The organism is Actinomycetota bacterium (assembly GCA_014360645.1).
Taxonomy (GTDB): domain Bacteria; phylum Actinomycetota; class Geothermincolia; order Geothermincolales; family RBG-13-55-18; genus Solincola_B.
Window position 1 is genome coordinate 1 of sequence record JACIXD010000001.1, and the last position, 24092, is coordinate 24092.

At 66.2% G+C, this 24092-nt stretch carries 23 protein-coding genes; 17 read left to right on the forward strand and 6 right to left on the reverse strand.

All coding sequences use genetic code 11. The features are described from left to right. From H5T74_00005 to H5T74_00015, 3 genes are all read right to left on the reverse strand, one after another. A partial coding sequence (locus H5T74_00005) for a hypothetical protein (GenBank protein ID MBC7228761.1) occupies positions 1-149 on the reverse strand: 149 nt, incomplete at its 3' end. A gap of 334 nt (positions 150-483) precedes the next feature. Next, positions 484-1281 (reverse strand): electron transfer flavoprotein subunit beta/FixA family protein, encoded by a 798-nt coding sequence (locus tag H5T74_00010; GenBank protein ID MBC7228762.1) that lies wholly within the window; start codon positions 1279-1281, stop codon positions 484-486. Positions 1282-1291: 10 nt separating this feature from the next. After that, positions 1292-2281 carry an electron transfer flavoprotein subunit alpha/FixB family protein gene (locus H5T74_00015; GenBank protein ID MBC7228763.1) on the reverse strand — a complete coding sequence of 330 codons (990 nt, stop codon included), beginning with the start codon at positions 2279-2281 and terminating at the stop codon, positions 1292-1294. A 740-nt stretch (positions 2282-3021) separates the two neighbouring features. Here H5T74_00015 and H5T74_00020 point away from each other — a divergent pair. The 6 genes from H5T74_00020 to H5T74_00045 all read left to right on the forward strand — a co-directional run bounded on the left by H5T74_00020 (position 3022) and on the right by H5T74_00045 (position 9828). Further along, positions 3022-3831, forward strand: coding sequence for a type III pantothenate kinase (locus H5T74_00020; GenBank protein MBC7228764.1), 810 nt, complete (start codon positions 3022-3024; stop codon positions 3829-3831). A gap of 94 nt (positions 3832-3925) precedes the next feature. After that, positions 3926-4438, forward strand: coding sequence for a ferritin (locus tag H5T74_00025; protein MBC7228765.1), 513 nt, complete (start codon positions 3926-3928; stop codon positions 4436-4438). A 577-nt stretch (positions 4439-5015) separates the two neighbouring features. Continuing rightward, positions 5016-6560, forward strand: coding sequence for a B12-binding domain-containing radical SAM protein (locus H5T74_00030; protein ID MBC7228766.1), 1545 nt, complete (start codon positions 5016-5018; stop codon positions 6558-6560). Positions 6561-6709: 149 nt separating this feature from the next. Beyond that, positions 6710-7039, forward strand: coding sequence for a hypothetical protein (locus tag H5T74_00035; GenBank protein MBC7228767.1), 330 nt, complete (start codon positions 6710-6712; stop codon positions 7037-7039). A gap of 121 nt (positions 7040-7160) precedes the next feature. Beyond that, positions 7161-8621, forward strand: coding sequence for a 3-hydroxy-3-methylglutaryl CoA synthase (locus H5T74_00040; protein MBC7228768.1), 1461 nt, complete (start codon positions 7161-7163; stop codon positions 8619-8621). Between the two features lies 1 nt (position 8622). Beyond that, on the forward strand, positions 8623-9828 hold the full coding sequence (locus tag H5T74_00045; GenBank protein ID MBC7228769.1) for an acetyl-CoA acetyltransferase: 1206 nt from the start codon (positions 8623-8625) through the stop codon (positions 9826-9828). Positions 9829-10231: 403 nt separating this feature from the next. On the opposite strand, the gene H5T74_00050 is transcribed toward H5T74_00045, so the two are convergent. Next, positions 10232-10876, reverse strand: coding sequence for a methyltransferase domain-containing protein (locus H5T74_00050; protein MBC7228770.1), 645 nt, complete (start codon positions 10874-10876; stop codon positions 10232-10234). Positions 10877-11254: 378 nt separating this feature from the next. Here H5T74_00050 and H5T74_00055 point away from each other — a divergent pair, with 378 nt between their 5' ends. From H5T74_00055 to H5T74_00095, 9 genes are all read left to right on the forward strand, one after another. Beyond that, the gene (locus tag H5T74_00055) at positions 11255-11974 is read left to right on the forward strand and encodes a methyltransferase domain-containing protein (protein ID MBC7228771.1); all 720 of its coding nucleotides are present in this window, start codon (positions 11255-11257) and stop codon (positions 11972-11974) included. A 46-nt stretch (positions 11975-12020) separates the two neighbouring features. Then, positions 12021-12998, forward strand: coding sequence for a C_GCAxxG_C_C family protein (locus H5T74_00060; GenBank protein MBC7228772.1), 978 nt, complete (start codon positions 12021-12023; stop codon positions 12996-12998). A 69-nt stretch (positions 12999-13067) separates the two neighbouring features. Continuing rightward, positions 13068-13253, forward strand: a complete 186-nt coding sequence (locus tag H5T74_00065; GenBank protein ID MBC7228773.1) for a hypothetical protein — start codon at positions 13068-13070, stop codon at positions 13251-13253. A gap of 14 nt (positions 13254-13267) precedes the next feature. Then, positions 13268-14203 carry a DUF561 domain-containing protein gene (locus H5T74_00070; GenBank protein MBC7228774.1) on the forward strand — a complete coding sequence of 312 codons (936 nt, stop codon included), beginning with the start codon at positions 13268-13270 and terminating at the stop codon, positions 14201-14203. Between the two features lie 128 nt (positions 14204-14331). Then, positions 14332-15069, forward strand: a complete 738-nt coding sequence (locus H5T74_00075) for a methyltransferase domain-containing protein (GenBank protein ID MBC7228775.1) — start codon at positions 14332-14334, stop codon at positions 15067-15069. 251 nt (positions 15070-15320) lie between these two features. Continuing rightward, positions 15321-15776, forward strand: coding sequence for a Zn-ribbon domain-containing OB-fold protein (locus H5T74_00080; protein MBC7228776.1), 456 nt, complete (start codon positions 15321-15323; stop codon positions 15774-15776). Between the two features lie 12 nt (positions 15777-15788). Next, complete coding sequence (locus H5T74_00085) at positions 15789-16934, forward strand: thiolase family protein (protein MBC7228777.1); 1146 nt, start codon at positions 15789-15791, stop codon at positions 16932-16934. Positions 16935-16938: 4 nt separating this feature from the next. Continuing rightward, complete coding sequence (locus tag H5T74_00090; GenBank protein ID MBC7228778.1) at positions 16939-18183, forward strand: hypothetical protein; 1245 nt, start codon at positions 16939-16941, stop codon at positions 18181-18183. Between the two features lie 10 nt (positions 18184-18193). Then, a complete protein-coding gene (locus H5T74_00095; GenBank protein MBC7228779.1) occupies positions 18194-18637 on the forward strand; it encodes an OB-fold domain-containing protein in 444 nt (147 codons plus the stop codon). Between the two features lie 196 nt (positions 18638-18833). Here the strand turns inward: H5T74_00095 and H5T74_00100 are convergent, their stop codons facing one another. Next, positions 18834-20003: an aminotransferase class V-fold PLP-dependent enzyme gene (locus H5T74_00100; GenBank protein MBC7228780.1), complete on the reverse strand. Its 1170-nt coding sequence runs from the start codon at positions 20001-20003 to the stop codon at positions 18834-18836. 213 nt (positions 20004-20216) lie between these two features. Between H5T74_00100 and H5T74_00105 the strand changes: the two genes are divergently transcribed. Then, complete coding sequence (locus H5T74_00105) at positions 20217-22619, forward strand: C40 family peptidase (GenBank protein MBC7228781.1); 2403 nt, start codon at positions 20217-20219, stop codon at positions 22617-22619. 232 nt (positions 22620-22851) lie between these two features. Then, positions 22852-23226, forward strand: coding sequence for a metallopeptidase family protein (locus H5T74_00110; GenBank protein ID MBC7228782.1), 375 nt, complete (start codon positions 22852-22854; stop codon positions 23224-23226). A gap of 113 nt (positions 23227-23339) precedes the next feature. On the opposite strand, the gene H5T74_00115 is transcribed toward H5T74_00110, so the two are convergent. After that, positions 23340-24083, reverse strand: a complete 744-nt coding sequence (locus tag H5T74_00115; GenBank protein ID MBC7228783.1) for a 3-hydroxyacyl-ACP dehydratase — start codon at positions 24081-24083, stop codon at positions 23340-23342. Between the last annotated feature and the right edge of the window lie 9 nt (positions 24084-24092).

The following is a 24092-nucleotide window of genomic DNA, read 5'->3' on the forward strand; positions in this document are numbered from 1 at the left end:
AGGCGGTTGAGGAGGTCCCCCAGGTTCATGCCCGTGTCCGCCATCACCCCCTCCAGGGCCTCCCCCTGGATGACCATGAACTTGTCCAGCACGCCGTTGCGCCAGGCGCACTGCATGACCCGAAACACCTCCTGCGGATCGAGCGGCATAAACCTCACCTCCATCACTCGGCCGGAACGGAGCCGGCGGTCACCGGCCCGCCCATACCTTATCCGTGAACCCGGTCCTTTCCGGCTTTCGACTCGTCCCCCGTAAAAGAAGCCTTTCCGCCAGGATCTGCCAGGTGCCCGCACGCGCTCGGTCATGAGCCGGCGGTCCCGCATGCTGAAATCTCTACGGCGTTCCTACCCCCGTCCTTCCGGCGGCCGCCGGTCGCCGGTCCCCATCTTTCTTCCGGCCCCGGCCCGGTCCCGAGGTGGACGCGGGGAACGGCCGAGAGCCCGGGGCCCGTTCGTCGCAGCCCCGCCCCTCTTCATCAGGGCCTCATATCACCTTGTCCTCACGCAATACCGAGACCAGCTTTCGGCCCGCCTCCTCGGGAGTGTCCGCCTCCACCAGCCGGCACTTTCTCTCGCGCACTGGAGCCTCGAGAGCCACGGTCTCGAGACGGCGGAGCGAGAGGGGATCGATGCCCAGGTCATCCGGTCCCAGGACCGTCTGCGGCAGGGCCTTCGCGGCCTTTATCGCCTGCAGGCTCGGATAGCGCAGGTCGCCGAGCTCCCCGGATACCGTTACCAGAACGGGCATCGGGGCCTCCACCACCTCGAACCCGTCGGGGAGGACCCGTTCAACCCTCACCCTGCCGTCCCCGACCTCCACCTTCTGGGCCAGGGTGATGGCCGGTATCTCAAGGATACCCGCCAGACCCAGCCCCACCAGGCCCGCGTTGGTGTCCGCCGCCTGCCTGCCGCAGAGGATCAGGTCATACGCCCCGATCCTTTGCACCGCCGCCGCCAGCAGGGAGGCGGTGGAGGACGCGTCCAGGACGGCGGGGTCGAAGGGGTCGCCCTCCACCAGCAGGGAGGCGTCCGCCCCCGCCGCCACCGCCTTGAGGATCACCGCCCGAGAGAGCGATCTCCCCAGAGAGAGAAGGGTGATGAACGCGCCCACGCTTTCCTTGATGCGGATCGCCGCCTCCAGGGCGTTCTCGTCGAAGGGGTTGATCACCGGGGGTATCCCCCTGGGTATCACCCGGCGCTCCACCCCATCTATCTCGAATGAGGAAGGCGGCCCTTCCGGATCCGGGACCTGCTTTGCACAGACGATGATGTTGAGGCTCATCCCGCACCCCCTATTCCTTCAGCATCTCCCTGAGGGCGGCGGTGAAGGAGGGCAGGACCTGCTTCCAGTCCCCCACCACGCCGTAATCCGAGACCTTGAATATGTAGGCATCGGGGTCCTTGTTGATGGCCACGATCTTGCCCGCCTCGCTCATGCCCGAGAGGTGTTGGGTCGATCCGGAGATGGCCACGGCGATATAGAGGTCGGGGGCCACCACCTTTCCGGTTATCCCCACCTGGCAGGTGGTGGGCGCCCACCCCGCGTCCACGGGAGGGCGCGATGCCCCTACCGCCCCCCCGAGGAGAGATGCCAGCTCCCTCAACTGCGAGAAACCCTCCTCTCCTCCCATGCCTCTGCCTCCCGAGACCACCACCGGGGCCTCCTCCAGGGGACATTCCCTGTATTCCAGGGTCTCCCGGCCCGTCACCTCCAGACGTACGGGGTCCGGGAGGTCGACACCCAGGGTCCTTACCTCTCCGGCTTTCTCGGAGGGCGGCGGCGCTTCCCCTACCCGGGCCCTCACCGTGGCCATGGCCATGGCCGTGGTCACCCTTTGGGTGGCTAGGGCGTTGCCGCCGTAGACGGGACGGGTGAAGAGCACCTCGCCTCCCTCGACCCTCGCTCCCACGCAATCGGTCACCAGGCCGCAGGAGAGGGAAAAGGCGAGACGGGGAAGGAGATCCTGTCCCAGCGCGGTGTGCCCTGCCAGGAGGACGCGGGGCGGCGAGGACCGTAACATGCCCAGCATCGCCTGCTGGTAGAGCTCCGGGTGGTAGGCCTTTAGGCGGGGGTGGTGGAGACAGAGCACCTCTTCGGCTCCGTGGCGGGCCAATTCCCCGCCCGCCTCGCTCGCCTCATCGCCCATGATCACCGCGCTCAATCCGGTTCCTAGGCAGTCCGCCAGCGTGCGCCCCAGCCCCAGCAGCTCGATGGAGATGGAAGCCGCCTTTCCGTTTTCGACCATCTCCGCGAGAACCAGGATGTTTCCCGATCGCTCCAATTTGCATCGCCTCCCTGCCTCATGCCGCCCGTGCCCGCAAAAATGCCGGGGAACGGCGCCGTCCGACGGATATCAAGTGTCGCAGGTCATCCGGTATTCGTGACCCCCAGTGTTTCAGGTTCCGCTGCACGCCTCGTAAAGGAACCGGCACCTCGCTCATGGACCGGACGTGTGTTCTGGATGCAAGGCCGTTTTTCTGCCGCCCCCCGCTTCCTGTCCCTCGCCGGCAAGCCCGTCTCGCGGTCCCGAAGCTGCCCGCGCGCCGGCATGAGCGCCGTGGGTAGACGGCCGCCGAAAGCATGAAGCCATACCCCAGGGCACCATCCTACGTCCAGAAATATGACTCGCTGTCACATTCTAGCATCGCGCGCCTTGCGCGTCAACGCAAAAACGACAGTATTCCGGTTTTTGTATGGCGATGGGGTGCCGCGACGCCGACAGCGTCAAGCCGACTGTATCCGGGGCTCAGTCATGACGACGCTTCCTGCATGGAGCTGCATATGGGATGAGGAGGTCAGGACGGGGAATCCGTATCTATGTCCGGGGTGTCTGTTTAAGAGGGGTTGTTTTATCGATGTCGCCGGCAACCAAAGGCCTTCGATAGGGAGCGAATGCATGCATGGCCGGCCGCTATCTCTCATGCCCTCGCCTCCCGGTGCAGGTTTACGGTTCCCTCGAACTGGAAAGAACAGGGGTGCCGATCTTGTCATGAGGGTCGACCCAAGCGGAGGTGAGGAGACATGCTGCCGGCCATCGATGTCGGAAACACACACCGTGTTCGGGACTCTCTACGACGACAGGCTCGAACGTCAACGCCAGCCTGTACCCACAAAGACCGCACGGCGGACGAGATGGCCATCAAGCTCGGCGGTTTCCTGATGATCGAGGACCGTTCACTAAAGGAGGCAGAGGACGTGATCGTCTCCTCCGTAGTGCCGGAGATGACCGGCTCCCTGGGGCGCATGGCGAGGGAGATATTGAAGCTGGAGCCCGTGGTTGCGGTCAGCGAGGCCGACACCGGCATGCCCATCCTCTATGACGACCCCAGGCAGCTGGACCCCGACAGGATAGTCAACGGGGTGACGGCGGTGGAGAAACATGGAAAGCCCCGTATCGTGATCGACCTGGGGAACGTGAACACTCTCGGTGGATGCGGACGGCGCCTTCCTGGGGGACGCGATAACCCTGGGACTGCAGAGCACCTCGGAAGCGCTCTTCAGGGCGGTCGCGCGCCTCATCAGGGTGGAGTTGACCGCTACCCCCAGCGTCATCGGGCGCAACGCCGTCGAGTCCATTCAGTCCGGGCTGGTATACGGCTCCGCGGGGCGGATCGACAGGCTCACCCAGCTGCTCAAGGAGGAGCTCGGCCCCGGGTGCAAGGTCATCGCCACGGGCGGCCTGGCGGAAACCGTTTCCCGGTATTGCGGGAGCATCGACGCCATCGACCCCTCTCTGACGCTGTACGGCCTGAGGGTCATCTACGACCGGGTGCGCGGGAAAGGCCGGTGAACAGGCGGCGGCAACGGGCTCGGCATGACGTTAGTCATTGAGGCTTATGGCAATAATATGGTTGATGTCCTCTCGTGGAAGCGAGGCAAGTAGGCCCCGGAAGGAAAGACGTAGGCGGCTGAAAGGAGGTAAGCGATGCTTTCGGAGAAGATGCAGGAGGCGCTCAACGACCAGATGAAGTGGGAGTTCTACTCGGAGTTCCTCTACCTGGCCATGGCGGGATATTTCAAGTCCAGGAGCCTGGACGGCTTCGCCAACTGGATGATGGTCCAGACCCAGGAGGAGCACGCCCACGCGGTGATGTTCTTCGACTATATCGCCGAGGCGGGCGGCAGGCCCGAGGTCCGCGCCTTCGACCAGATGGAGAACGAATACGCTTCGGTGACCGACGTCTTCCGCAAGACGGTGGAGCACGAGAAGCTGGTGACCAGGCGCATCAACGACCTCATGGCCCTAGCCCTGGAGGAGAAGGACTACGCCACCGCCAAGTTCCTGGACTGGTTCGTGAAGGAGCAAGTGGAGGAGGTGGCCTCCCCCCAGAAGATCCTGGACCAGCTGGAGATGACGCAGGAGAGCGGCAACGCCCTGATGATGCTAGACCGCGAGCTGGCCCAGCGGGTCTTCAACCCGCCGGTTCCCGCCGAGTGAACCGTGCGCTAGGGACTCGCGCTGCAAACCGAAAAAATGCCCCAACTTCAACCCGCCGGTTCCCGCCGAGTGAACCGTGCGCGGTTGGGGGCGGGGCCGCATCGTGCCCCGCCCCTTTTGGCGCGGGGAGGATGCCCTTTTGCAAAACCCAATCTCTGAGCTTCCTTTTCGTTCTTTTCAGCACGCGGGGGATGCCCGGCGGGCATGGGAGGTTAAGGGATGCCGCAAATCACGTCCGACGTTGCGGGTTGAGGAGGATCGCGGGCCTGAGAGGACTCCTCCTGGTCTTCGAGGGGCGTCCCACGATAGCGATAGCGGGCATGGCGCGGTCTCACGGTCGGCCTGGACCCGCAGGAGCGCCCTCCATCGCCCGGGCTGTGCGGCCGGGAACAGGGGTCGGGAGGGAAGATAAAAGTCTTTCTGGCAGTAAAGGCGCGGGGCTGCTATAAATATGATCAGGATATTATGAAGGCGGCTGCCGGATCGGGGCGCCGGAGATGCAGACATCCGGTGGATGGCCTGTATGTGAGGTTCCCATAATATCCCAGGAGATGGAAGAACCAGGATTCGAGGCCTGATGAAAGTACTCTTCGTCCACTCGGAACAGGATCCCTATTCTCACGACAAGCCCCTCGAGATACTGGAAAGGGTCCAGTTCGGCATCTCCTACATATCGGCCCTCCTCAAAAGCGAGGGGCACGCAACGCGCCTGGTCGTGCTGTGCGGAGAGACCGTTCCCCGCATCCTGGAGGAGGTGGAGGATTTCGACCCCGGTCTGGTGTGTTTCACCAGCGTGTATACGGAACTCGGCACCATGTCCAGGGCGGCCGCGCTGGTGAAAAGGCACCGCCCCGAGGTCTTCACCCTCCTGGGAGGGCCCCATGCCACGCTGCGGCCGGACGAATGCCTGGCGGAAGGGGTCTTCGACGCCGTCTGCGTGGGCGAGGGAGAATACCCGACCCTCGAGCTGGTGGAGCAGTTGGAGGCCGGCCGCTTCCCCTCGCGCATCGCGAACCTCATCATCAGGCGGCCGGACGGGAGCGTGGAGAGGAACGCCGCGCGCCCCTTCCTGGAGGACCTCGACGCGCTTCCCTTCCCCGACCGGGAGATGTGGATGCCCTGGGTGGCGAACCCCACCTCGAGGCCCAGCATCCTCGTGGGCAGGGGTTGCCCCTTCAACTGCACCTACTGCTGCAACCACGCGCTGCGCAAGGCCGCGCCTGGAAAGTACGTCCGCCTGCGCAGTCCCGAGAACATCGCCAGGGAACTGGTGGAGCTCAAGGCATACGAGCCCACCTTCGCCGAGGCCTATCTCGAGGTGGAGACCCTGGGCGTCGACCTTGAATGGGCGGCGGGCCTGTGCTCGGAGCTCAAGAGGGCCAACGCAGGGTTCGCGGTGCCGGTCTCCTTCGGGGCCAACCTACGCGTCACCCCCAACGCCGACTACGAGGAGCTCTTCGCCATGCTCGCGGAGGCCAATTTCCGTTTCGTCAACATCGGCCTGGAGTCGGGGAGCGAGCGCGTCCGCCGCGAGGTCCTCAACCGGCGCTATTCCAACCGCGACATCGTCAACGCGGTGGAGGCGGCCCGCCGCCACGGCATGCAGGTGGGCATATACAACCTCATCGGCCTCCCCGGGGAGACGCCGCGCGACTTTCGCGAGACGGTGGAGGTGAATCGCATCTGCCAGCCGGACTGGTTCCTGCTCTCGGTCTTCTTCCCCTACCCGGGCACGGAGCTCTACGAGAGGTGCGAGAAGCTGGGGCTGCTGGAAAAGCCGGCGGATCCGTACATGGAGCGCAGGAGGCCGGTGCTGGAACTGCCGGGCTTCAGCAAGGGGCAGGTGAAGCGGAGGCGCGACTGGTTCCCGCTGCTGGTCTACCGGGGACGCCGTCCGCTCAAGGAGCTGTTGTGGCTGGTGGCCATGGCCAAGATATATTCCAACCACCGTCTTGCGGATATGCACCGGCGGTTGATGGAGAGGTACCATGCACGGAGAGGGCGGGATTTCAGCTCCTCCCCAGAGATGGCCTTCTACGGCGTTCGCGACGTGGAGGTAGACGGGGGCACGGAGCTGGCTGAGGCCGGGCTCGTCTCCGGCGGAGAGGGAGGGTCCGCGTGAGGGGCGCCGGCCTGGTCCCAAAGGGCACGTCGACCGGAGGGGGTCCCGCGCGGCCGGATGCCGCGGCGCCATTCACTCCCATTAAGGCCGCGCGCGGTTTCTCGGCCTCCTCCGCCCGCTGGGTCTCCGGATCGAGGGTGGGGTGAGACATGGCCGAGCATGTCCACCAGCCCCTGGAGGAGGAGATAAGGAGCATCGCCGGATATTATATGGTGCTCGAGGAAGGCGTGTTAGAATACAGGGACCGCCGGATACTTTATCTGGTGCAGATGGCTGCGATCGAGACATCCTGCTGCGGAAGGGGAGGGATGGGATTCATCTACGTGCCGGGATACGTCACCGCCTTGAAGGCGAGGCGAAACCGGGACGGGCTCTGGGTCTCGGACGTGGAGAGAGTGGAGGGAGAGGAAGACCGCAGGGAGATAACCAGGCTTCTCAGGGCAAGGCATCCGGGATTCAACCAGGTCAATTTCGCCTGATCCCCCGGGGAGGTGCAAGTCCAAGAGGCCGGGATGCTTCCATAGATCACTTGATGGGCTCCGAGGCAAGACGGAAGGATCGGTGTATCCGGAAAAAGTCCGAGGGAAGGGAGGAAAGGACATGGTAGGTATCACCTCGTTCGGCGGATACGTGCCTCGCTACCGCCTGAACCGCATGATCGTCTTCGGCAGCATGGGTTGGTTGAACCCGGTGATCATCACCAACGCCAGGGGCGAGAAAGCGGTGGCCAATTTCGACGAGGACGCCATCACCATGGCGGTGGCGGCGGGCATGGATTGCCTGAGAGGGATCGACCGCTCCGGCATCGACGCGGTGTATTTCGCCTCCACCACCGCCCCTTACAGGGAGAGGCAGAACGCCAACATCGTGGCCGGGGCCTTGGGGGCGGGCGAGCAGATCCGCACCGCGGACTTCTCGGCCTCGCTTAAGGCGGGCACCACGGCGCTGCTCTCGGCCCTGGAGTTCGCGGCGGCGAACCCCGGGAGCAGGGCGGTGGTATGCGCCGCCGACTGCCGGCTGGGCAAGATGGCCTCCACCCAGGAGATGGTCTTCGGGGACGGGGGCGGCGCCGTGGCGGTGGGCGACGACGACGTCATCGCCGAGTACAAGGGCTGCTATTCGGTGTCCTACGATTTCGTGGACCACCTGCGGGGAGCCAACACCAAATACGACCGCATGTGGGAGGAGCGCTGGATTCGCGACCTCGGCTACCAGAGCTTCATCCCCGAGGCGGTCAACGGGCTGTGCGCCAAGTACGGCCTGAGCCCCACCGACTTCGACAAGGTCGTCTACCCGTGCTACTACGGCGGCGCGCGTAAGAAGATCAATACCATGTTCGGGGAGGACCCCTCGAAGGTTCAGGACGACATGCTGGCCACGGTGGGAGACACCGGCACCGCCCATCCCCTGCTCATGCTGGCGGCGGCCCTGGAGACCGCGCAGCCGGGACAGAAGATACTGCTGGTATCCTTCGGGAGCGGCTGCGACGCCATGTGGTTCGAGGTCACCGAGGCCATCGCCAAGATGCAGGACGGACGCGGCGTCTCGCGCTGGCTGGCCCGCCGCGCCGACCTCGACAACTACCAGAAGTACCTGGTGTGGAGGGGCATGGCGCCTCCGGAGCTGGGCCTGAGGGGCGAGGTGGACAAGGAGACCCGCTGGTCGCTGGTGTGGAGAGACCGCAAGTCCATCCTCGGCCTGTGGGGAGGGAAGTGCAAGGCCTGCGGCACCCAGCAGTGGCCAGCAAAGCGCATGTGTGTGAACCCGGACTGCGGGGCCATCGACCAGTTCGAGCCCGTCTACCTCGCCGACAAGGGCGGCACCATCTTCTCCTATACCGGGGACATGCTGGCCGCCTCCCTCAACCCGCCGGCGGTGTACGGGACCGTCTCCTTCAACGGCGGCGGACGCACGGTGCTCGACTTCACCGACTGCACGGTGGAAGACCTGGCGGTGGGCAACCCGGTGGATTTCAGCTTCCGCATCAAGTTCTACGATCCCAAGCGGGACATCACCAACTACTTCTGGAAGGCGATACCCGCGGTCGAGGAGGTGAAGTGAGATGGCCGAGGGCATCAGGGACAAGGTGGTCATCCTGGGCATGGGATGCACCAAGTTCGGGGAGCGCTGGGACAAGAGCGGCGGCGACCTCCTGGTGGACGCGCTCACCGAGGCCTTGGAGGACGCGGGCATCGAGAAGAAGGACCTGCAGGCGGCCTGGCTGGGAGTGCACATCGACGAGATCAACATCGGCAAGGGAGGTACCTACGCCTCCAACGCCATGCACCTGCCCTTCATCCCCGTGACCAGGCTGGACAACTTCTGCGCCTCGGGCACGGAGGCCTTCCGCGGCGCCGCCTACGGCGTGGCCTCGGGAGCCTACGACATCGCCCTGGCCATAGGGGTGGAGAAGCTCAAGGACACCGGCTACGGCGGGCTGCCCGACTCCCCGGCCTTCGGGCAGGAGATGGTCATGGTGGGGCCAAACGCCACCGCCCCGGGCATGTTTGCCCAGCTGGCCACGGCTTATGCTGCCAAGCACAAGATCCCCATGGAGAGGGTCAAGGAGGCCATGACCCACGTGTCCTGGAAGAGCCACCAGAACGGGGCCAAGAACCCCCGCGCGCACCTGCGCAAGGCGGTCAGCAAAGAGCAGATCGCGGGCGCGCCCATGGTGGCCTATCCCCTGGGGCTCTTCGACTGCTGTGGGGTATCGGATGGCGCGGCCGCGGCCGTGGTGTGTACCCCGGAGGTGTTCAAGAAGCTCAAGCCCAACGAGCCCATGGTCAAGGTGAAGGCGCTGCAGATCGCGGTGAGCTCCGGCGAGGAGGCCGCCTATGACAGGTGGGACGGCGCGAGCATCCTCACCACCCGCGCGGCGTCCAAGCGCGCCTACGAGGAGGCGGGCATAAAGGATCCCCGCAAGGAGATCTCCATGATGGAGGTGCACGACTGCTTCTCCATAACCGAGCTCTGCACCATGGAGGACCTTTGGATATCGCCCGACGGCGGCGCGCCCGACGACATCCTCAACGGCTTCTTCGACCTCGACGGCCAGATACCGTGCCAGCCCGACGGGGGCCTGAAGTGCTTCGGGCACCCCATCGGCGCCTCGGGGATCCGCATGATCTTCGAGATGTACAACCAGCTCCTGGGCCGCTGGCCGGAGGACCGGGCGGTGAAGAATCCCAAGTTCGGGCTCACCCACAACCTGGGCGGGGTGCCCAACAACAACGTCTGCTCCATCGCCATCTTCGGCGTGGATTAGAAGAAGGCCGGAAAGAGACGGGGGCGCGGCATGGCCCGCGCCCCTTTATATACGAAACATCACATCGTCCTTGCCGCCGGGCATCACATCGTCCTTGTCGCCGGGGCGGGTGTAGCCGCGGCACTACAGGGCCGCGCAGGCGGGCAGGGCGCCGGGCTCCCGGCGCCGATTCCTGCTGTCGGACGCCGAGGGCACCCCCCCGGGATCGCGCAGTAGACCGTCATCGCCATTGGCGGCCAAAGGGCATACCCAGCCCGAGGGGCGCACGTTCGACGTGGCGGCTCGTGCGGGTTTACGGAGGCCGCGGACCGGGTATGGAGAGCGCTGCCGGCGAGCCATGCCCTTCAACGATGCGGGTTACCTCTGGGGGATATGCCGAAAGCGCGCCTCCATCGCCCCGTTTTCAGGATGGTTTTTTGGCGAGGGCGAGGAGCTTGTTGCGGCAGGGGATCACCCGTACCTCCTCGAATCCCGCTCGCTCCAGCAGGGAGGCCAGCCCGATGGTGTCGAAGGGGCCGTGCGCGTTCTCGCCGTGTCCGTGCCTCATGATCAGCCCGGTGAGGCGCGTGGCGCGGTAATCGGAGATGGCGATGCGTCCGCCGGGCTTGAGCAGGCGCATCCACTCCGTCACGGCGGTCGCCGGCTCGCGCAGTTCATGCAGGAGGTTGTTGGAGACCAAGATGTCCACCGAGCCCTTCTCCAGGCCGGTGGAGTCCACTGCCGCCCTCACGGTCTCTATGCGGCCCTCCACCGCCCTCGCGCGCGCCCGTCTGGCGAGCACCGCCAGCATCTCCTGCGAGAGGTCCACGCAGATCACCCTGCCGGTCGCCAGCCTGGCGGCGATGGGCAGGCTGAGGTACCCCGAGCCGCATCCGGCGTCCAGCACCGTGGCTCCATGGTCGAGATAGGAGAAAACGTGCCCGAGGAGCCGCGCGCTGCTGCGGCCCAGCAGCGCCTCCTCGAGCCTGCGCACCGGGCTCACCATCAGCAGGGCCCCCAACCAGCCCCGCCGGCCCGACCATTCCGTGGCCCGCTCGACCTCGGCCATCCGGCACCTCCTCGGGGCAAGCGCTCCCTTCGCGGATGCGGCCTTCGACGACAGGGTCTTATAATATGGTCTTCCGCGCGAGGGGGCAACCGCCCTTCCGAAGCCCCTCCTCTTAGGAGACCGCCTGAGGCCTCCGGCTGCCATGGTGAAGGGGATCCCCGGGATCGCCGACCGGCCGGAGATGATGGAGGGCGGAGCCCTCTCGTGACCGCATATATCCCGCGCTTATCGGAGAACGGACGTTTTTTCCGGGCCTGCTCCCCGTGGCGGTGATATGATCGTGCCGTCCCCGATATCGTCTGTCCGTTCGGCGGGAAGGGCCGGGGATTCCCCGCTTAAAGGTTCCCGCCGCACGGTCTCGCCGGGAAAGGAGGAGGAATGGGCCCCTCGAGATGGGAGGAGGTGGCGGAGGACTACAACCGCATCTTCCGCAACGACAGACCTTACTGGGAGGTCCTGGAAACCCTTGCGGAAAGCGCCGCCCTACAGGCGGGCGAGGTCGTCCTGGACGTCGGTTGCGGCACCGGTAACGTGACCGCTCTTCTGCGCGAGAGGTTTCCCGGAGCGAGGGTATGCGGCGTGGACCCCTCGAGCAACATGGTCCGCCTGGCTGAGGACCGCTTCCGGGCCGATCCCATGGTGGAGATAAGGGAGGGCGAGGGGATCGGGATACCCTATCCCGACGGCTATTTCGACTGCGTGGTATCCAACCTGGCCCTGCACCACGTGCCGCCGCCGCAGAGGTGCCTGTGCGCCTCGGAGTTGGCGCGGGTGACCATGCCGGGCGGTCGCCTGGTCTACTCGGACCTCTTCTGGGACGTGGCGGGCGAACGCGATGACCCGGCGCGGATGAGGGAGGTGATAGAGGAGATCGCAGCCTACGCCCTCCACTGCCTGGATATTGGCGCGCCGGAGATGACCGTATTCCTGTGTCAGCAGCTGCCGCTTCACCTTGAGGAGAAGAACGAATACGTGGCCACCGTGAACGACTGGATCGGACCCCTTGAGGAAGCCGGCTTCGAGGGGCTCGAGATCGTCCTGCCCCCGCCGCCGCACTTCTCCTTCAAGATCATCCGCGGCACCAGGAGCGGGTTATAATAACCCTGACTTCTCCTGTCCGGGAGGCGAGTTGAGGGGGTCGGTCATGGATGAGATGGTCAACCGGGGCGTAGCGGCCTTCGCGCGCCTGCGTATCCTCACCTACCTGAACTGTATGCAGGCGACCTACAGTACCCTGGCAGGGTACCTGGGAGTGAGCGAGAGGACGGCGGTGCGGGCGGGGTGCCCGCTCGAGGGCGGCGGAGCAAGCGAGGGCTCCACCTGCGGGGTGGTCTCGGGAGGCTGTATGGCCGTGGTCCTCGCCCACCTCGGGGACATCCTGGAGGGCGAGGCGGGCAAGGGGGAGGCTCTGTACGGGCGCCTGCGCGAGTACACGGCCTGGTTCGAGGAGAGCTTCGGCAGCACCCTCTGCAGGGAGCGCAGCGGCCTGGACCTCAACGAGCTGCTCAGCTTCATGGACTACCTGTTCACCGGCAAGGTGTTCACGCGCTGCGTCAACCACATCGGCAGGGCGGTATCCCATCTCATCGAGCTCATGAACCGTCCCTTGGAGGGAGGGGGCGAGGCGAGCGCGATCGACCTCAGGCTGGCGTCAGGAGGCGGATACTGCGCGGCGGAGGTGCTGAAGGGCCTGCGCGAGGAGACCGGCCTGGGGAGCCTCTTCCTGGAGCGGATGTCCGTGGCCCTGGACGGCGGCGTGGGGCTCTCGGGCGGCCTCTGCGGCGCCCTGGGGGCTGCCCTGCTCGCCATGGGGCTGGTGTGGGGCATAGACCCCAGGAAGGAGGGCCTGGTGGGCACCCTGGTCCCCTTCGTAAGGGGCCACGTAAACCTCTACGCGGGACGCAGCGAACCGGAGCTCTGGGCGGTGGCCAACCCCTTCATGCGGGAGTTCAGAAAAAGATACGGCTCCCTGGAATGCCGTGACCTTACGGGATGCCGCTTCGGGAGCGGGTCCGAGCTGGCCGAGCACGTGGAGTCCTCGGAGTCGTGCGCGCAGATGAAGGAATGGTGCCGCACGCGGGCGGCGGAGCTCATCTCCTCCCACACCGTGTTCGCCACGTGAGCGGCGCAAAGAGGTCGGAGGGACGGCAACCCGCGCCGTCTGGAGGGATGGCGGGCGGCGCCGGAGGAGATGAGGCGCATGGAACTGCGCGCGGCCTACCTCGGCGGCTCCGCGGCAGCGCTGAGAGCGGGCGGTGAGATGGAGCGAAAGGCCGCGGAGCTGGAGGAGATGGAGCGCGAGATAGAGGAACTGCGTTCGCGCATCCTCGCCAAAAATGAGGAGATACGCGGCATGGATGTAAAGAGACGGGAGTAGCGAGGAGGGCGAAGGTGAAGAGTCGGGTTCCCGGGATACTGGGCATCGAGTACCCCATCCTCCAGGGCGGGATGATCTGGGTATCGGACGCGCGGCTGGCGGCGACCGTGTCCGAGGCGGGTGGCCTGGGGGTCATCGGCGCCGGAGGCATGCCGCCGGAGACGGTGGAGGAGGAGATAAGGAAGGCGAGGGAGCTCACCTCGAAGCCCTTCGGGGTGAACATCCCCATCCTCAGCCCCTTCGGGGAGGGAGTCTTCGAGACGGCGGCGCGCCTGGGCGTTCCCGTGCTCACCACCTCGGCGGGAAACCCCATGGCCTTCACCGCGCGGGCCAAGGAGGCGGGGATGAAGGTGGTGCACGTGGTGTCCAACGTGCGCATGGCCCGCAAGGCCCAGGAGGCGGGGGTGGACGTCATCGTGGCCGAGGGCTACGAGGCGGGCGGGCACAACGGCTTCGACGAGCTCACCACCATGGCCCTGGTCCCCCAGGTGGTGGACGCGGTGGAGGTCCCGGTGGTGGCGGCGGGCGGCATCGCCGACGCGCGCGGCATGGTGGCGGCCTTCGCCCTGGGCGCAGAGGGGGTGCAGTTGGGGACCCGCTTCCTGGCCTCCACGGAAAGCCCCGCCCATCCCCGCTACAAGGAGCTCATCCTCTCTGCGGGGGACTGCTCCACGGTGATCACGGGGCGCGCCTTCGGCCCCGTGCGCGTGCTGCGCAACAAGCTGGCGGAGATGATCCTGCAGGCGGAGAGGGAGGGCATGCCACCGGAGAAGGTGCAGGAGATGATCGGCTCCGGGCGTTCCGTGAAGGCCTGCCTGGAGGGGGACCTGGACGAGGGCTCCTTTATGAGCGGGCAGGTGGCGGGGATGATCCGGGAGCTGAAGAGCGTCCGCGAGATCATCGCGGAGCTGGTGGAGGGCTACGTGCGCATAGTGGAAGGCCTTCGTTGAGGACGGGGGAGTAGAACCGGAATGCGTTGGAACCGGGGTTGAGAAGGGAGGCGTGGCGGAGGAAGCCAGACGTACGTCGGGGACGCGGAAGGAGAGATGTCCCATGTCCGGGGCTGACCCCATGAGAGATGAAGCTGGAGAAACAGGCCTATAGGAGCATCTACGAAAAAGAGGACGAGCACTGGTGGTTCCTGGGCCGCCGCAGGGTGCTGGGCGCGCTCCTCGACGCCCTGGACCCGCCCGGCGACTGGAGGGTGCTCGACGTGGGGTGCGGCACGGGGGGCAACTTCCCCTTCCTCTCCCGCTACGGCGAGGTCGAGGGATGCGACTATTCGGAGGAGGCGGTGCGTTTCTGTCGGCTGCGGGGGGATGTCCCCGTGCGGGAGGCGAGCATCTACGAGCTTCCCTACGCCGACTGCTCCTTCGACCTCGTGACCTGCCTCGACGTCATCGAGCACCTGCGCCTGGACCTGCCCGCCTTCCTGGAGCTCAGGAGGGTGGCCAGGAAAGGCGGTCGCGTGCTCGTGACCCTCCCCGCGGGGCCGGGGATCTACAGCGACTTCGACTGCCTGGCGGGGCACCTGCGTCGCTACACCCTGCCGGAGGTAAGGCTTCTCATGCGGGAAAGCGGCCTGGAGATAGAGAGGCTCACCGGCTATACCGTGCTCGTACACCCACTCATACGTTATTACCGCCGCCGCGGGAGTATAAGCAGCGGAGACGGCAGGTACACCCAGGCCATGGAGACCATCCACCGACCCACCAACCATATTCTGGTAAGAGCCCTGGAGCTCGAGGCACGGCTCATATCGCGGTGGGACCTGCGTGGCGGCTCCTCCCTGGCCGCCCTGGCCCGCAGGCCCTGAGGTCGGATACGCACCGGAAAAGCGTTCCGCCCCCTCCCGAAGGACGAGGCTTCGGACAAGATGCCCGTGGGGAAAGCGCCCCCGGACGGCTTGGGCTACGACCTTATCATAAAAAGTATTAAGCGCCAGTTAAGATATTTACAAGCCGGCGATAAAATTATAGGATGGTATAGCCGGGCGTTCGTTCGGGGCTTCAAAGGCTTCAACATACCCTTAAGAAGCGGGATGGCGGATCGACCGAGGAGGGAGAGATGGAGGAGATCAAGGACACCTTTCTGCACCCCGTCGTGCCCCTGGATTTCCAGAACAACTATCGAGTAGGCGCTTACCTGCAGCGCTACCTCGATGGGTTCAGGGAGAAAAAGATCCTGGGGGCGAAATGCTCGCAGTGCGGCAGGGTGGTTGTGCCGCCGCGCAAGTACTGCGGGGCCTGCAACCTGGTCATGGAGGAGTTCGTGGAGCTCCCCCAGGAGGGGACGCTGGAGAACTTCACCGTTGGCCACGTCACCCTGGAGAAGGGCCAGCTCAACAGGGCCGACGCCCCCTACGTCATCGGCATGGTGAGGCTGGAGGGCGCATCCAACTCGCTGCTCGCCAAGCTGGACGTGGCTCCCGCCGACGTAAAGACGGGCATGAAGGTCAAGGCGGTCTGGAAGGACCAGGTCGAGGGGGAATATACAGACCTCGACTGTTTCCAGCCGGCATAGGGGGTGAAACGCATGGATAGAAAAGTAGCGATCGCAGGGTTCCGGATGGCCGCCGCCCCCGACCTGGAGACCACGCGCGAGCGGCTGGTCTTCGAGCTCTCCAAGGGGCTCCTGGACGACCTCGGCATAGACCGCGACGCCGTGGACAACTTCGTCCTCTGCTCCAACGACTTCTTGGACGGCAGGACCATCTCCCACGTCTTCCTCGGACCCCCGGCGGGCGGGTATATGAAGGACCAGACAAAGGTGGAGATGGACGGCCTCAACGCCTTCATCTACGCCAGCATGGGCATCATCTCGGGACAGTATGACGTTACCATGGTCCTGGCCATGAGCCTCACCGGATCCCAGGTCAGTCCCTACCTCTATTTCGACTACTCGCTGGACCCCACCTATGACCGCCAGCTCAAGCTGCTCAACGAGCTCTCAGCGGCGGCCCTGGAGGCCAGGAGCTACCTGGCGGCCAACGGCTATCCCGAGGAACTCCTGGACGCGGTGGCGGTCCAGAACCTGAAGAACGCCGCCGCCAATCCCGGCCAGGCGCGGCGCATCGAGGGAGTCAGCAGGGAGAAGGTAAAGGGATCGCCGTATTATTACGAGCCCCTGCGGGAGCTGCACTGCTACCCGCCCACCGACGGGGGCTGCGCCATGCTCCTGGTATCAGAACGGAAGGCGGAGGAGCTCACCGATAAGCCGGTCTGGCTCCTGGGCATGGGCCGCAGCACCGACATCTATTTCATCGGGGACCGCGACCTCTCCACCTCCCTCTCCGCCGCCCAGGCCGCGCAGAGGGCTTATGCCATGGCGGGCATAAAAGACCCCGCGGCCGAGCTGGGTTTCGCGGAGATATCGTCACCCTTCGCCCACCAGGAGCCCCTGCTGGCGGAGTCCATGGGACTGCTGGAGAAGGGAAAGGCCGCCGCGGCCTACGAGGCGGGCGATACCGCGGTCGACGGCGGCATGCCCCTCAATCCCTCCGGGGGGCCCCTGGGAGGCAATCCTCTCTGCGCCGCCGGCCTTATACGTGTGGCCGAGGCGGCGCGCCAGCTCAGGGGCGAGGCGGGCGAGAACCAGGTGAAGAAGGCGGACAAGGCGCTGGTGCACGGGCAGGACGGGTTGTGCGCCCAGCAGAGCGCCGTGGTCATCCTGGGGACCTGAGGAGGTGGTGGAATTGATGCGCAACGTGGGCATCATCGGCATCGGGTACACGCCCGTCTTCGTGAGCAAGAGAAAGGACGTGAGCATAGCGGAGATGATCTCCGAGGCGGTGGACGCCGGGCTCAAGAACACCGGGCTCAAGCCGGAGGACATCGACGCCTACGTGTTCGGGAACATGGCCACCTTCGAGGGCGTGAACTTGCCCCACCTCTGGGCGGCCGAGCACATGCGGGCCGTCGGCAAGCCCATCATGCGCTTCGCCACCGGGGGGACCATCGGCATGGCCGCCTTCCACGGCGCCTATTACCACGTGGCCTCGGGGATGGCGGACATCGCCATGGCGGTGACCTACGAGAAGCATTCCGAGGGCGACGCCCAGGTGGGGCTGATGGGCATCATCACCCCCGAGGTCATGGCCATGCTGGCGTCGGGCATCGACGTTACCGGTCAGAGCGGCATGGGGGCCATCGGGGGAGGGAGCGCGGGCGGCATCTCCTTCCAGGCCTCTTCCTACCTGCACCGCTCGGGTGCGGGCATCGAGCACATCGACGCCATCGCGGCCATGGAGAGGCGTAACGCCGCCAAGAACCCCTACGCCCACCTCAAGGACCCCGAGGCCACGGCGGAGAAGATCGCCCAGACCCCCATGGTCTCCTGGCCCATCCGCTTCGGGCACATCTGCCCCACCACCGACGGGGCTACGGTGTGCATCGTGGCCTCGGAGGAAAAGGCGGCGAAGATAGCCGACAAGGTGGCCTGGGTGCTGGGGGTGGCCAACTGCGCCTCAGACGCCACCACCGCCAACCTCATCGAGAGCCAGATCACCGACCCCGCCGAGCAGCTCCCCGCGATCATCGCCTCCAAGAAGGCCTGCGAGCGGGCGGGCATCGAGGACCCCAAAAAGGAGATCGACTACGTGGAGATCTACAACGGTTTCGCCCACCAGACCCTCATGTACCTGGAGAAAATCGGCATGTGCGAGGTGGGCGAGGCCCACAAGCTGCTGGAGGCGGGGGAGCTGGAGATGAGCGGCCGCTGCCCGGTCAACGCCTCGGGGGGCGTGGTGAGCACCAACTCCATCGGCACCTCCGCCCTCAACCGCGTCACGGAGTGCGCCCTGCAGATCATGGGTCAGGCGGGGGAGCACCAGGTGGAGAAAGAGGTGCACAAGGCCATGGCCCACGGCTGGGGCGGCCTCATGCAGTACTGCACCATCACCATCCTGGGCGACAAGCCCAAGAAGCTGTGAGGAGGGGAAGATGGAAGAGACCAAGGTAGTCACCGGCGCGTGGGAGCTCTCCACCTTCAAGTTCAACGTGGAGGGCCGGGGCCTGCAGCTCATGCTCAAGCACATGAAGGACCGCAAGCTCATGGGGATAAAATGCCACCAGTGCGGGACCGTCTATCTCCCCGGGCCCTTCTACTGCCGTAAGTGCCACATAAAGATAGACGAGCCCGCGGAGGTCAGCGACCACGGGCAGGTCATGACCTTCACCATCGGCTACGCCGACGTGCGCGGCAATCCCCTGGACGAGCCGCGCATCGCCCCCATCGTGAAGCTGGACGGATGCGACTCCTGGATCATGGGCGTGATGCAGGGATGCGCCCCCGAGGACGTGCACGTGGGGATGCGGGTGAAGGTGCAATGGGCCGAGGAGACCACCGGCTCGCTGCAGGACATGCAGTACTTCGTGCCGGAGTGAGACGCTCTCGGTAGAGTTCCACGGGTATAACGGCCCGGGCCTCTCGGCCCGGGCCGTTATCTGCACATGCGGGCACGGGGTCTGGCCGGCATCGCCCCGCGGCCTTAGGGCCCGGCGGACTTCCGCATCGCCGCGAGGGGATGCCCGCAAAGAGCGCGGCAGGGGAGAGGGGGTAAATGTCCCCCCGGAGGGTGGTTCAGAGGGCGGCGAGGATCTCCCGCAGAGCGGCCAGGAGGCAGTCGACGTCCTCTGTGCGGTTGAGGTAGCTGAAGCCCGCGCGGACCACGCCGCTCTCCAGGGTCCCCAGGGTACGGTGGGCGAGGGGGGAGCAGTGCAGGCCGGAGCGCACGCGGATGCCGTAGGCCTGGTCCAGGCGGGAGGCCACCTCCGAGGAGGTGAGCCCGTCCAGGTTGAAGGACACGATGCCCACCCGGCGTTCCCACTCGCGAGGCCCGTAGACCCTCACCCCGTCCATTTCGGCAAGGCCTTCCAGGAGACGGAGAGTGAGCTCCTCCTCGTGGCGGCGGATGCGGTCCACGCCCTGTTCCAGCACGAACTCCACTCCCGCCCGCAAGCCCGCCAGGCCGAAGGCGTTGAGGGTGCCGCTCTCGTACCGGTCGGGGAGGAACTCGGGCTGGGAGGAGCTCTCGGAGAGGCTGCCCGTGCCCCCGAAGGTGAGGGGCTCGACCTCGTGACCGGGGGCTATATATAGCGCACCCGTGCCCTGGGGGCCGAAGAGCTCCTTGTGTCCCGAGAAAGCCAGGTACTGCAGGCCCATGTCCTGGGGGTCGAGGGGAAAGCGGCCGGCGCTCTGCGCCGCGTCCACGAGCACCGGCACGCCACGGTCGCGCGCCGCCTCGGCGATGTCCGCCACCGGCAGGAGGGTTCCGCTGACGTTGGAGGCATGGGCGCAGGCGACGAGGCGCGTCTCGGCGGTGATGGCCGCCGCGACCGCGGCGGGGTCGAGGGTCCCGTCGCTCCCGCACCTCACGATGGTATAGGTTACGGAACCGGCCCGCGCCAGGGCCTCCAGGGGCCTCCAAACCGAGTTGTGCTCCAGGGAGGTGATCACCGCGTGCCCGCCCTCCCGCATGACCCCCTGGATGACGGTGTTCAGCGCCTCGGTGGCGTTCTTGGTGAATACGATGCGCGAGGGATCTCCCACGCCCAGGAGGCGCGCCACCGCCTCCCGCGCACGCAGCACCTCGCGTCCCGCCTCCAGGGAACGCGCGTGCCCGCTGCGACCCGGGTTGCCTCCCACCTCGCGGGCGAAGCGGTCCATGGCCAGGTAGACCGCCTCCGGCTTGGGATAGGTGGTGGCCGCGTTGTCCAAGTATATCTCGCGCAAGTTGACCTCCGTTTTCATGTGCCGGGCCAGACGCGCTCCGTCGCCGCCGGGTTCAATGATACCATCTGCTCCCCGCCGGCAGCGCACAGCGATGGAGTCTCGGGTCTGACCCCGGAAGCTCGGGACAAGAAGCGGAGCAAGAACGGCCTTCCTCCTGACAGTCGGCGTCGGGTAAAGGAAGGAGCGGAGGCCGTCGATGCATAGGGAGAGCGGAGGAGACGAGGGAATCGCATGGAAAACGCATCCAGGAAACAAAGGAGCACACCGCGCCGCGCGGCGGTGCTGGCCGCGGTCGCGCTGGCGGTCGCCTGCCTCGTGCACCCGCCGGGCGCTCTCCGCACCGCTGCCGCCCAGGCGAGCTTCAACGACATCGCGGACCAGCCGGCGGAGATCCAGCAGGCTGTCGCCTATGCCGTGGAGAAGGGATACATGCAGGGGTACGACGACGGCGGCTTCCATCCCGCACAGGCCACCTCGCGCATCGAATGCGCCCGCGCGCTGGTGACCGTCTTCGGAAAGGCCGGGGAAGGCACCGATCCCTCCATCACCTTCACCGACCTGCCCGCGAGCGACCCCTCCTTCAAGTGGGCCAACCTGGCGGTGAAGCATGGCTACCTGGAGCGCCTGCCGGACGGCTCGTTCGCCCCCAACCAGGGCGTGCTCTTCGAGCGGGTCGCCCAGGCGGCGGCGGTGGGGATGGAGCTGAGCGACGTGGCCGCGAACGTAAACCAGCTCACAGGGGGCGCTCCTCCCTACGGGGGCGCCATGACCGTGTTCATGGACCTGCGCCTGAAATACCGCTACAGCAAAGTGTGGCCGGGGCAGCCCTATCCCCGGGGAGAAATGGCCTTCACCCTCTACCGCATGGACAACGTGGAGAGCTGGCGGCCCTGGTACGTGCGCGCCTCGTTCACCCCCGCCAACTGCAGGCTGCCGGAGGCCACCGCGGAGCAGTTCCAGGCGGTGAGCTTCGGCTTCGAGCGCCTGGGGTGCCCCTATGTGTACGGCGGGGAGAGGGAATCGGAGGGAGGTTTCGACTGCTCGGGCTTCGTCTACAACACCCTGAGCATACGCCTCGGCTACCCCATGATGCGCGTGGCCGACGACCAGGCCCGCGACAACCGCTACCTCTACGTCAGCCGCGAGGCCCTGGAGCCCGGGGACGCCATCTTCTTCTACGAGGAGGCCGACGCCACCCCCTCCAGCTATATCGGCCATGCCGGCATGTACGTGGGCAACGGCCTCTTTATCCACTCCACCGGGTCCAACGGCGGGGTGAGCATCGACTGCCTGGACAACAACGACTACTGGGGCACGCATTTCGCCTGGGGGAGGAGGGTGGTGGGCGGCCCCTACAACGACCGCTTCGACACCTGGCTCCTGCTCTACAACCCCTCGGAAGGGGAGCTGCCGGTGGAGGTGGAATACATGCTCCCGCGGGGTGAGCCCTGGGTGCAGGAATACACCGTGGCCCCGCACAGCCGCTACAATGTGCCCGTGGACAGCCTGCTCCCCTGGGACGAATTCTCCATGCGGGTCAGCGCCCCCGAGCCCGGGGTGGTGGCGGAGCGCGCCATGTACTTCGATTACCTCGACTGGGCGGACGGCGGCCATGCCTCGGTGGGCGACGAGGAGGCGGGGCTGCAGGGATACTTCGCCGAGGGCTACACCGGCAGGGGCTTCCATACCTGGCTTCTTCTCGCCAACCCCGGGGAGGAAGAAGCCCTGGTCGAGGTGTCCTATCTCCTGGAGGGGAGCGATGCGGTGAGGGAGGAATACCGCGTCGCCCCCCACACCCGCTTCACCGTCAAGGTCAACGACGTGAAGGGGGTGGGACAGGGCGGCGTGGGCATTGCCTACCGCTCGCTGAACGGCGTTCCCGTGGCGGCGGAGAGGGCGGTGTATTTCGACTATCACGGCATCATCGACGGGCACTGCTCCCAGGCGGTGGAGGACACCTCCACCCGCCTCTACCTCGCCGAGGGCTATACGGGGAAGGATTTCGACACCTGGATACTCCTCGCCAATCCCAACCCCGACCCCGCCGAGGTGGAGGTGTGCTGCCTGGTGCAAGGGGGCGAGAAGGTGAGCGCGGTCAGGTCGGTGCCGCCCTTCTCGCGTCTCACCGTCAACGCCCGCGAGCTGGTGGACGGCGTTTCCTTCGGCATCGTCATCAGCTCACGCAACGGGGTGGGCATCGTCGCCGAACGCGCCATGTACTTCAGGTATCACGGCAGGATAGCGGGAGGCCACTGCTCCGCCGCGGTGGGCGATCCATCGCAGACCATGTACCTTGCCGAGGGGTACACCGGCGGCGATTTCGACACCTGGATACTGCTCGCCAACCCCAACGGCGGGACCGCCCACGCCAGGGTGACCTTCGCCCGCGAGGACGGCGGTGAGGTGGTGCGGCAGATGGACATCCCCGGCGGCTCGCGATGCAGCATCCTGGCCGACGAGGTCAGAGGCCTGGAGGGCTGCTCCTTCTCTACCCGCGTGGACTCCGACCTTCCCCTTTTCGTGGAACGCTCCATGTACTTTTTCTACCAGGACCGCGCGGGAGGGACCAACTGCCCCGCGCTGGAAAGACCTTCCACCCAACGCTTCTTCGCCGAGGGCTACACCGGCGGCTGAACCGATGGGGTCAGCCCCGGACATGGGACAAACCCCCGCATAGCAAGGCACCGTCGTTCGCCGCCGGATGCTTGGGTAGAATGGGATCGAGGTAGCGGGCCGCGGGCGGAAATCAGGGCGCGGAGTGACGGACGGCGGATGCATGCGAACGAAAAGGAGAAGGCAGCGGCGGCGGGGATGACGGAGCCGGAAGAGAGCCGGGCGGGGAGGGGAAGCGAGAGCGATGGTGAAGATGCCGGGACGGGAGGAGTTCGAGGAACTGGTGGTGGAGGCCTTGGAGGGGTTCCCGGAGGAGTTCCGCCGCCTGGTCTTCGACAACCTCGCTGTGGTGGTGGAGGACTTGGCCTCGCCCGAGGAGGCGCGCAGGGCCGGAGTGCGCGATCCCATGATGCTCATGGGACTCTACACGGGCGTGCCCTTCACGGAGTGGGGAAGGGGCTATTACATGGGCCCCCCCGACGTGATCAGGATCTACCGCCTGCCCATACTGGCGGAGGTGGGGAGGGGTGGGGACGTACGCGAGAAGGTGCGCCAGGTGGTGCTGCACGAGCTTGGCCACCGCGCGGGTCTGGACGAGGAACGCCTGCGTGAACTCGGCGTGTACTGATCCCCGGAACTTCCGCTCCGGGGCGAATTACCATGTAATACCATACGATTCCGTGAGAAGAGCGCTTAGCCGCGATCTCCCCGCGGGCGGTTTGTCTCGTTCCCGTACTCGACCTACTGCAGGGCGGACAGCGCCGCGCCCATGGCCCCCACGAGCTGCGGGTCCTCGGGGATGAGCAGGGGCACCTTGAGGCGTCTCTCCAGCAGGGCCCTCAGGCAGGGGTTTCTCGCCACCCCGCCCGCGAAGACCACCTCGCGCTCCACCCCCACCCGCTTGAGCAGGGACACCGCGCGGTCACAGATGGCCTCGTGCAGGCCGCGGGCGATCTCCGGCCGGGGGGTGCCGCGGGCGATGAGTCCGGTGACCTCGGACTCCGCGAACACCGTGCACATGCTGGAGATCTTCACCTCCGCCTCCGTCTCCAGCGCGATGCGGCCCATCTCGTCGATGGTGAGTCCCATGGCCGCTGCCATGACCTCCAGGAACTTCCCCGTCCCCGCCGCGCAGCGGTCGTTCATCTGGAAGTCGGCCACCCTGCCGTCGGGGGCCAGGGAGATGGCCTTGGTGTCCTGTCCCCCGATGTCCAGGATGGTGCGGCATTCGGGAAAGAGGCGGTGGCACCCCAGGGCGAAGGCCTTGATCTCGGTGATGGTACGGTCGGCGAAGTTGGCCTGGGCGAGGTGTCTTCCGTAACCCGTGGCCACCAGAACCTCGAAGCTGCGGTCCGCGAGTAACTGGCGGCACTGCTCCAGGGGGTCGAAGGTGGTGGCGACCACCTTTCCCCAGCGCAGCTCGCCGTCCTCCACCTCCACCAGGGCGATGGTACGGGATCCGATGTCCAGTCCACCTATGGCCATTCCTTCCTC

Excerpts from the sequence above, each read along its gene's own strand:
- H5T74_00010 (MBC7228762.1), bottom strand. The coding sequence starts at position 1,281 with ATGAGCCTCAACATCATCGTCTGTGCAAAGCAGGTCCCGGATCCGGAA.
- H5T74_00020 (MBC7228764.1), top strand. The coding sequence starts at position 3,022 with ATGCTGCCGGCCATCGATGTCGGAAACACACACCGTGTTCGGGACTCT.
- H5T74_00025 (MBC7228765.1), top strand. The coding sequence starts at position 3,926 with ATGCTTTCGGAGAAGATGCAGGAGGCGCTCAACGACCAGATGAAGTGG.
- H5T74_00030 (MBC7228766.1), top strand. The coding sequence starts at position 5,016 with ATGAAAGTACTCTTCGTCCACTCGGAACAGGATCCCTATTCTCACGAC.
- H5T74_00035 (MBC7228767.1), top strand. The coding sequence starts at position 6,710 with ATGGCCGAGCATGTCCACCAGCCCCTGGAGGAGGAGATAAGGAGCATC.
- H5T74_00040 (MBC7228768.1), top strand. The coding sequence starts at position 7,161 with ATGGTAGGTATCACCTCGTTCGGCGGATACGTGCCTCGCTACCGCCTG.
- H5T74_00045 (MBC7228769.1), top strand. The coding sequence starts at position 8,623 with ATGGCCGAGGGCATCAGGGACAAGGTGGTCATCCTGGGCATGGGATGC.
- H5T74_00050 (MBC7228770.1), bottom strand. The coding sequence starts at position 10,876 with ATGGCCGAGGTCGAGCGGGCCACGGAATGGTCGGGCCGGCGGGGCTGG.
- H5T74_00055 (MBC7228771.1), top strand. The coding sequence starts at position 11,255 with ATGGGCCCCTCGAGATGGGAGGAGGTGGCGGAGGACTACAACCGCATC.
- H5T74_00060 (MBC7228772.1), top strand. The coding sequence starts at position 12,021 with ATGGATGAGATGGTCAACCGGGGCGTAGCGGCCTTCGCGCGCCTGCGT.
- H5T74_00065 (MBC7228773.1), top strand. The coding sequence starts at position 13,068 with ATGAGGCGCATGGAACTGCGCGCGGCCTACCTCGGCGGCTCCGCGGCA.
- H5T74_00075 (MBC7228775.1), top strand. The coding sequence starts at position 14,332 with ATGAAGCTGGAGAAACAGGCCTATAGGAGCATCTACGAAAAAGAGGAC.
- H5T74_00080 (MBC7228776.1), top strand. The coding sequence starts at position 15,321 with ATGGAGGAGATCAAGGACACCTTTCTGCACCCCGTCGTGCCCCTGGAT.
- H5T74_00085 (MBC7228777.1), top strand. The coding sequence starts at position 15,789 with ATGGATAGAAAAGTAGCGATCGCAGGGTTCCGGATGGCCGCCGCCCCC.
- H5T74_00095 (MBC7228779.1), top strand. The coding sequence starts at position 18,194 with ATGGAAGAGACCAAGGTAGTCACCGGCGCGTGGGAGCTCTCCACCTTC.
- H5T74_00100 (MBC7228780.1), bottom strand. The coding sequence starts at position 20,003 with ATGAAAACGGAGGTCAACTTGCGCGAGATATACTTGGACAACGCGGCC.
- H5T74_00105 (MBC7228781.1), top strand. The coding sequence starts at position 20,217 with ATGGAAAACGCATCCAGGAAACAAAGGAGCACACCGCGCCGCGCGGCG.
- H5T74_00110 (MBC7228782.1), top strand. The coding sequence starts at position 22,852 with ATGCCGGGACGGGAGGAGTTCGAGGAACTGGTGGTGGAGGCCTTGGAG.
- H5T74_00115 (MBC7228783.1), bottom strand. The coding sequence starts at position 24,083 with ATGGCCATAGGTGGACTGGACATCGGATCCCGTACCATCGCCCTGGTG.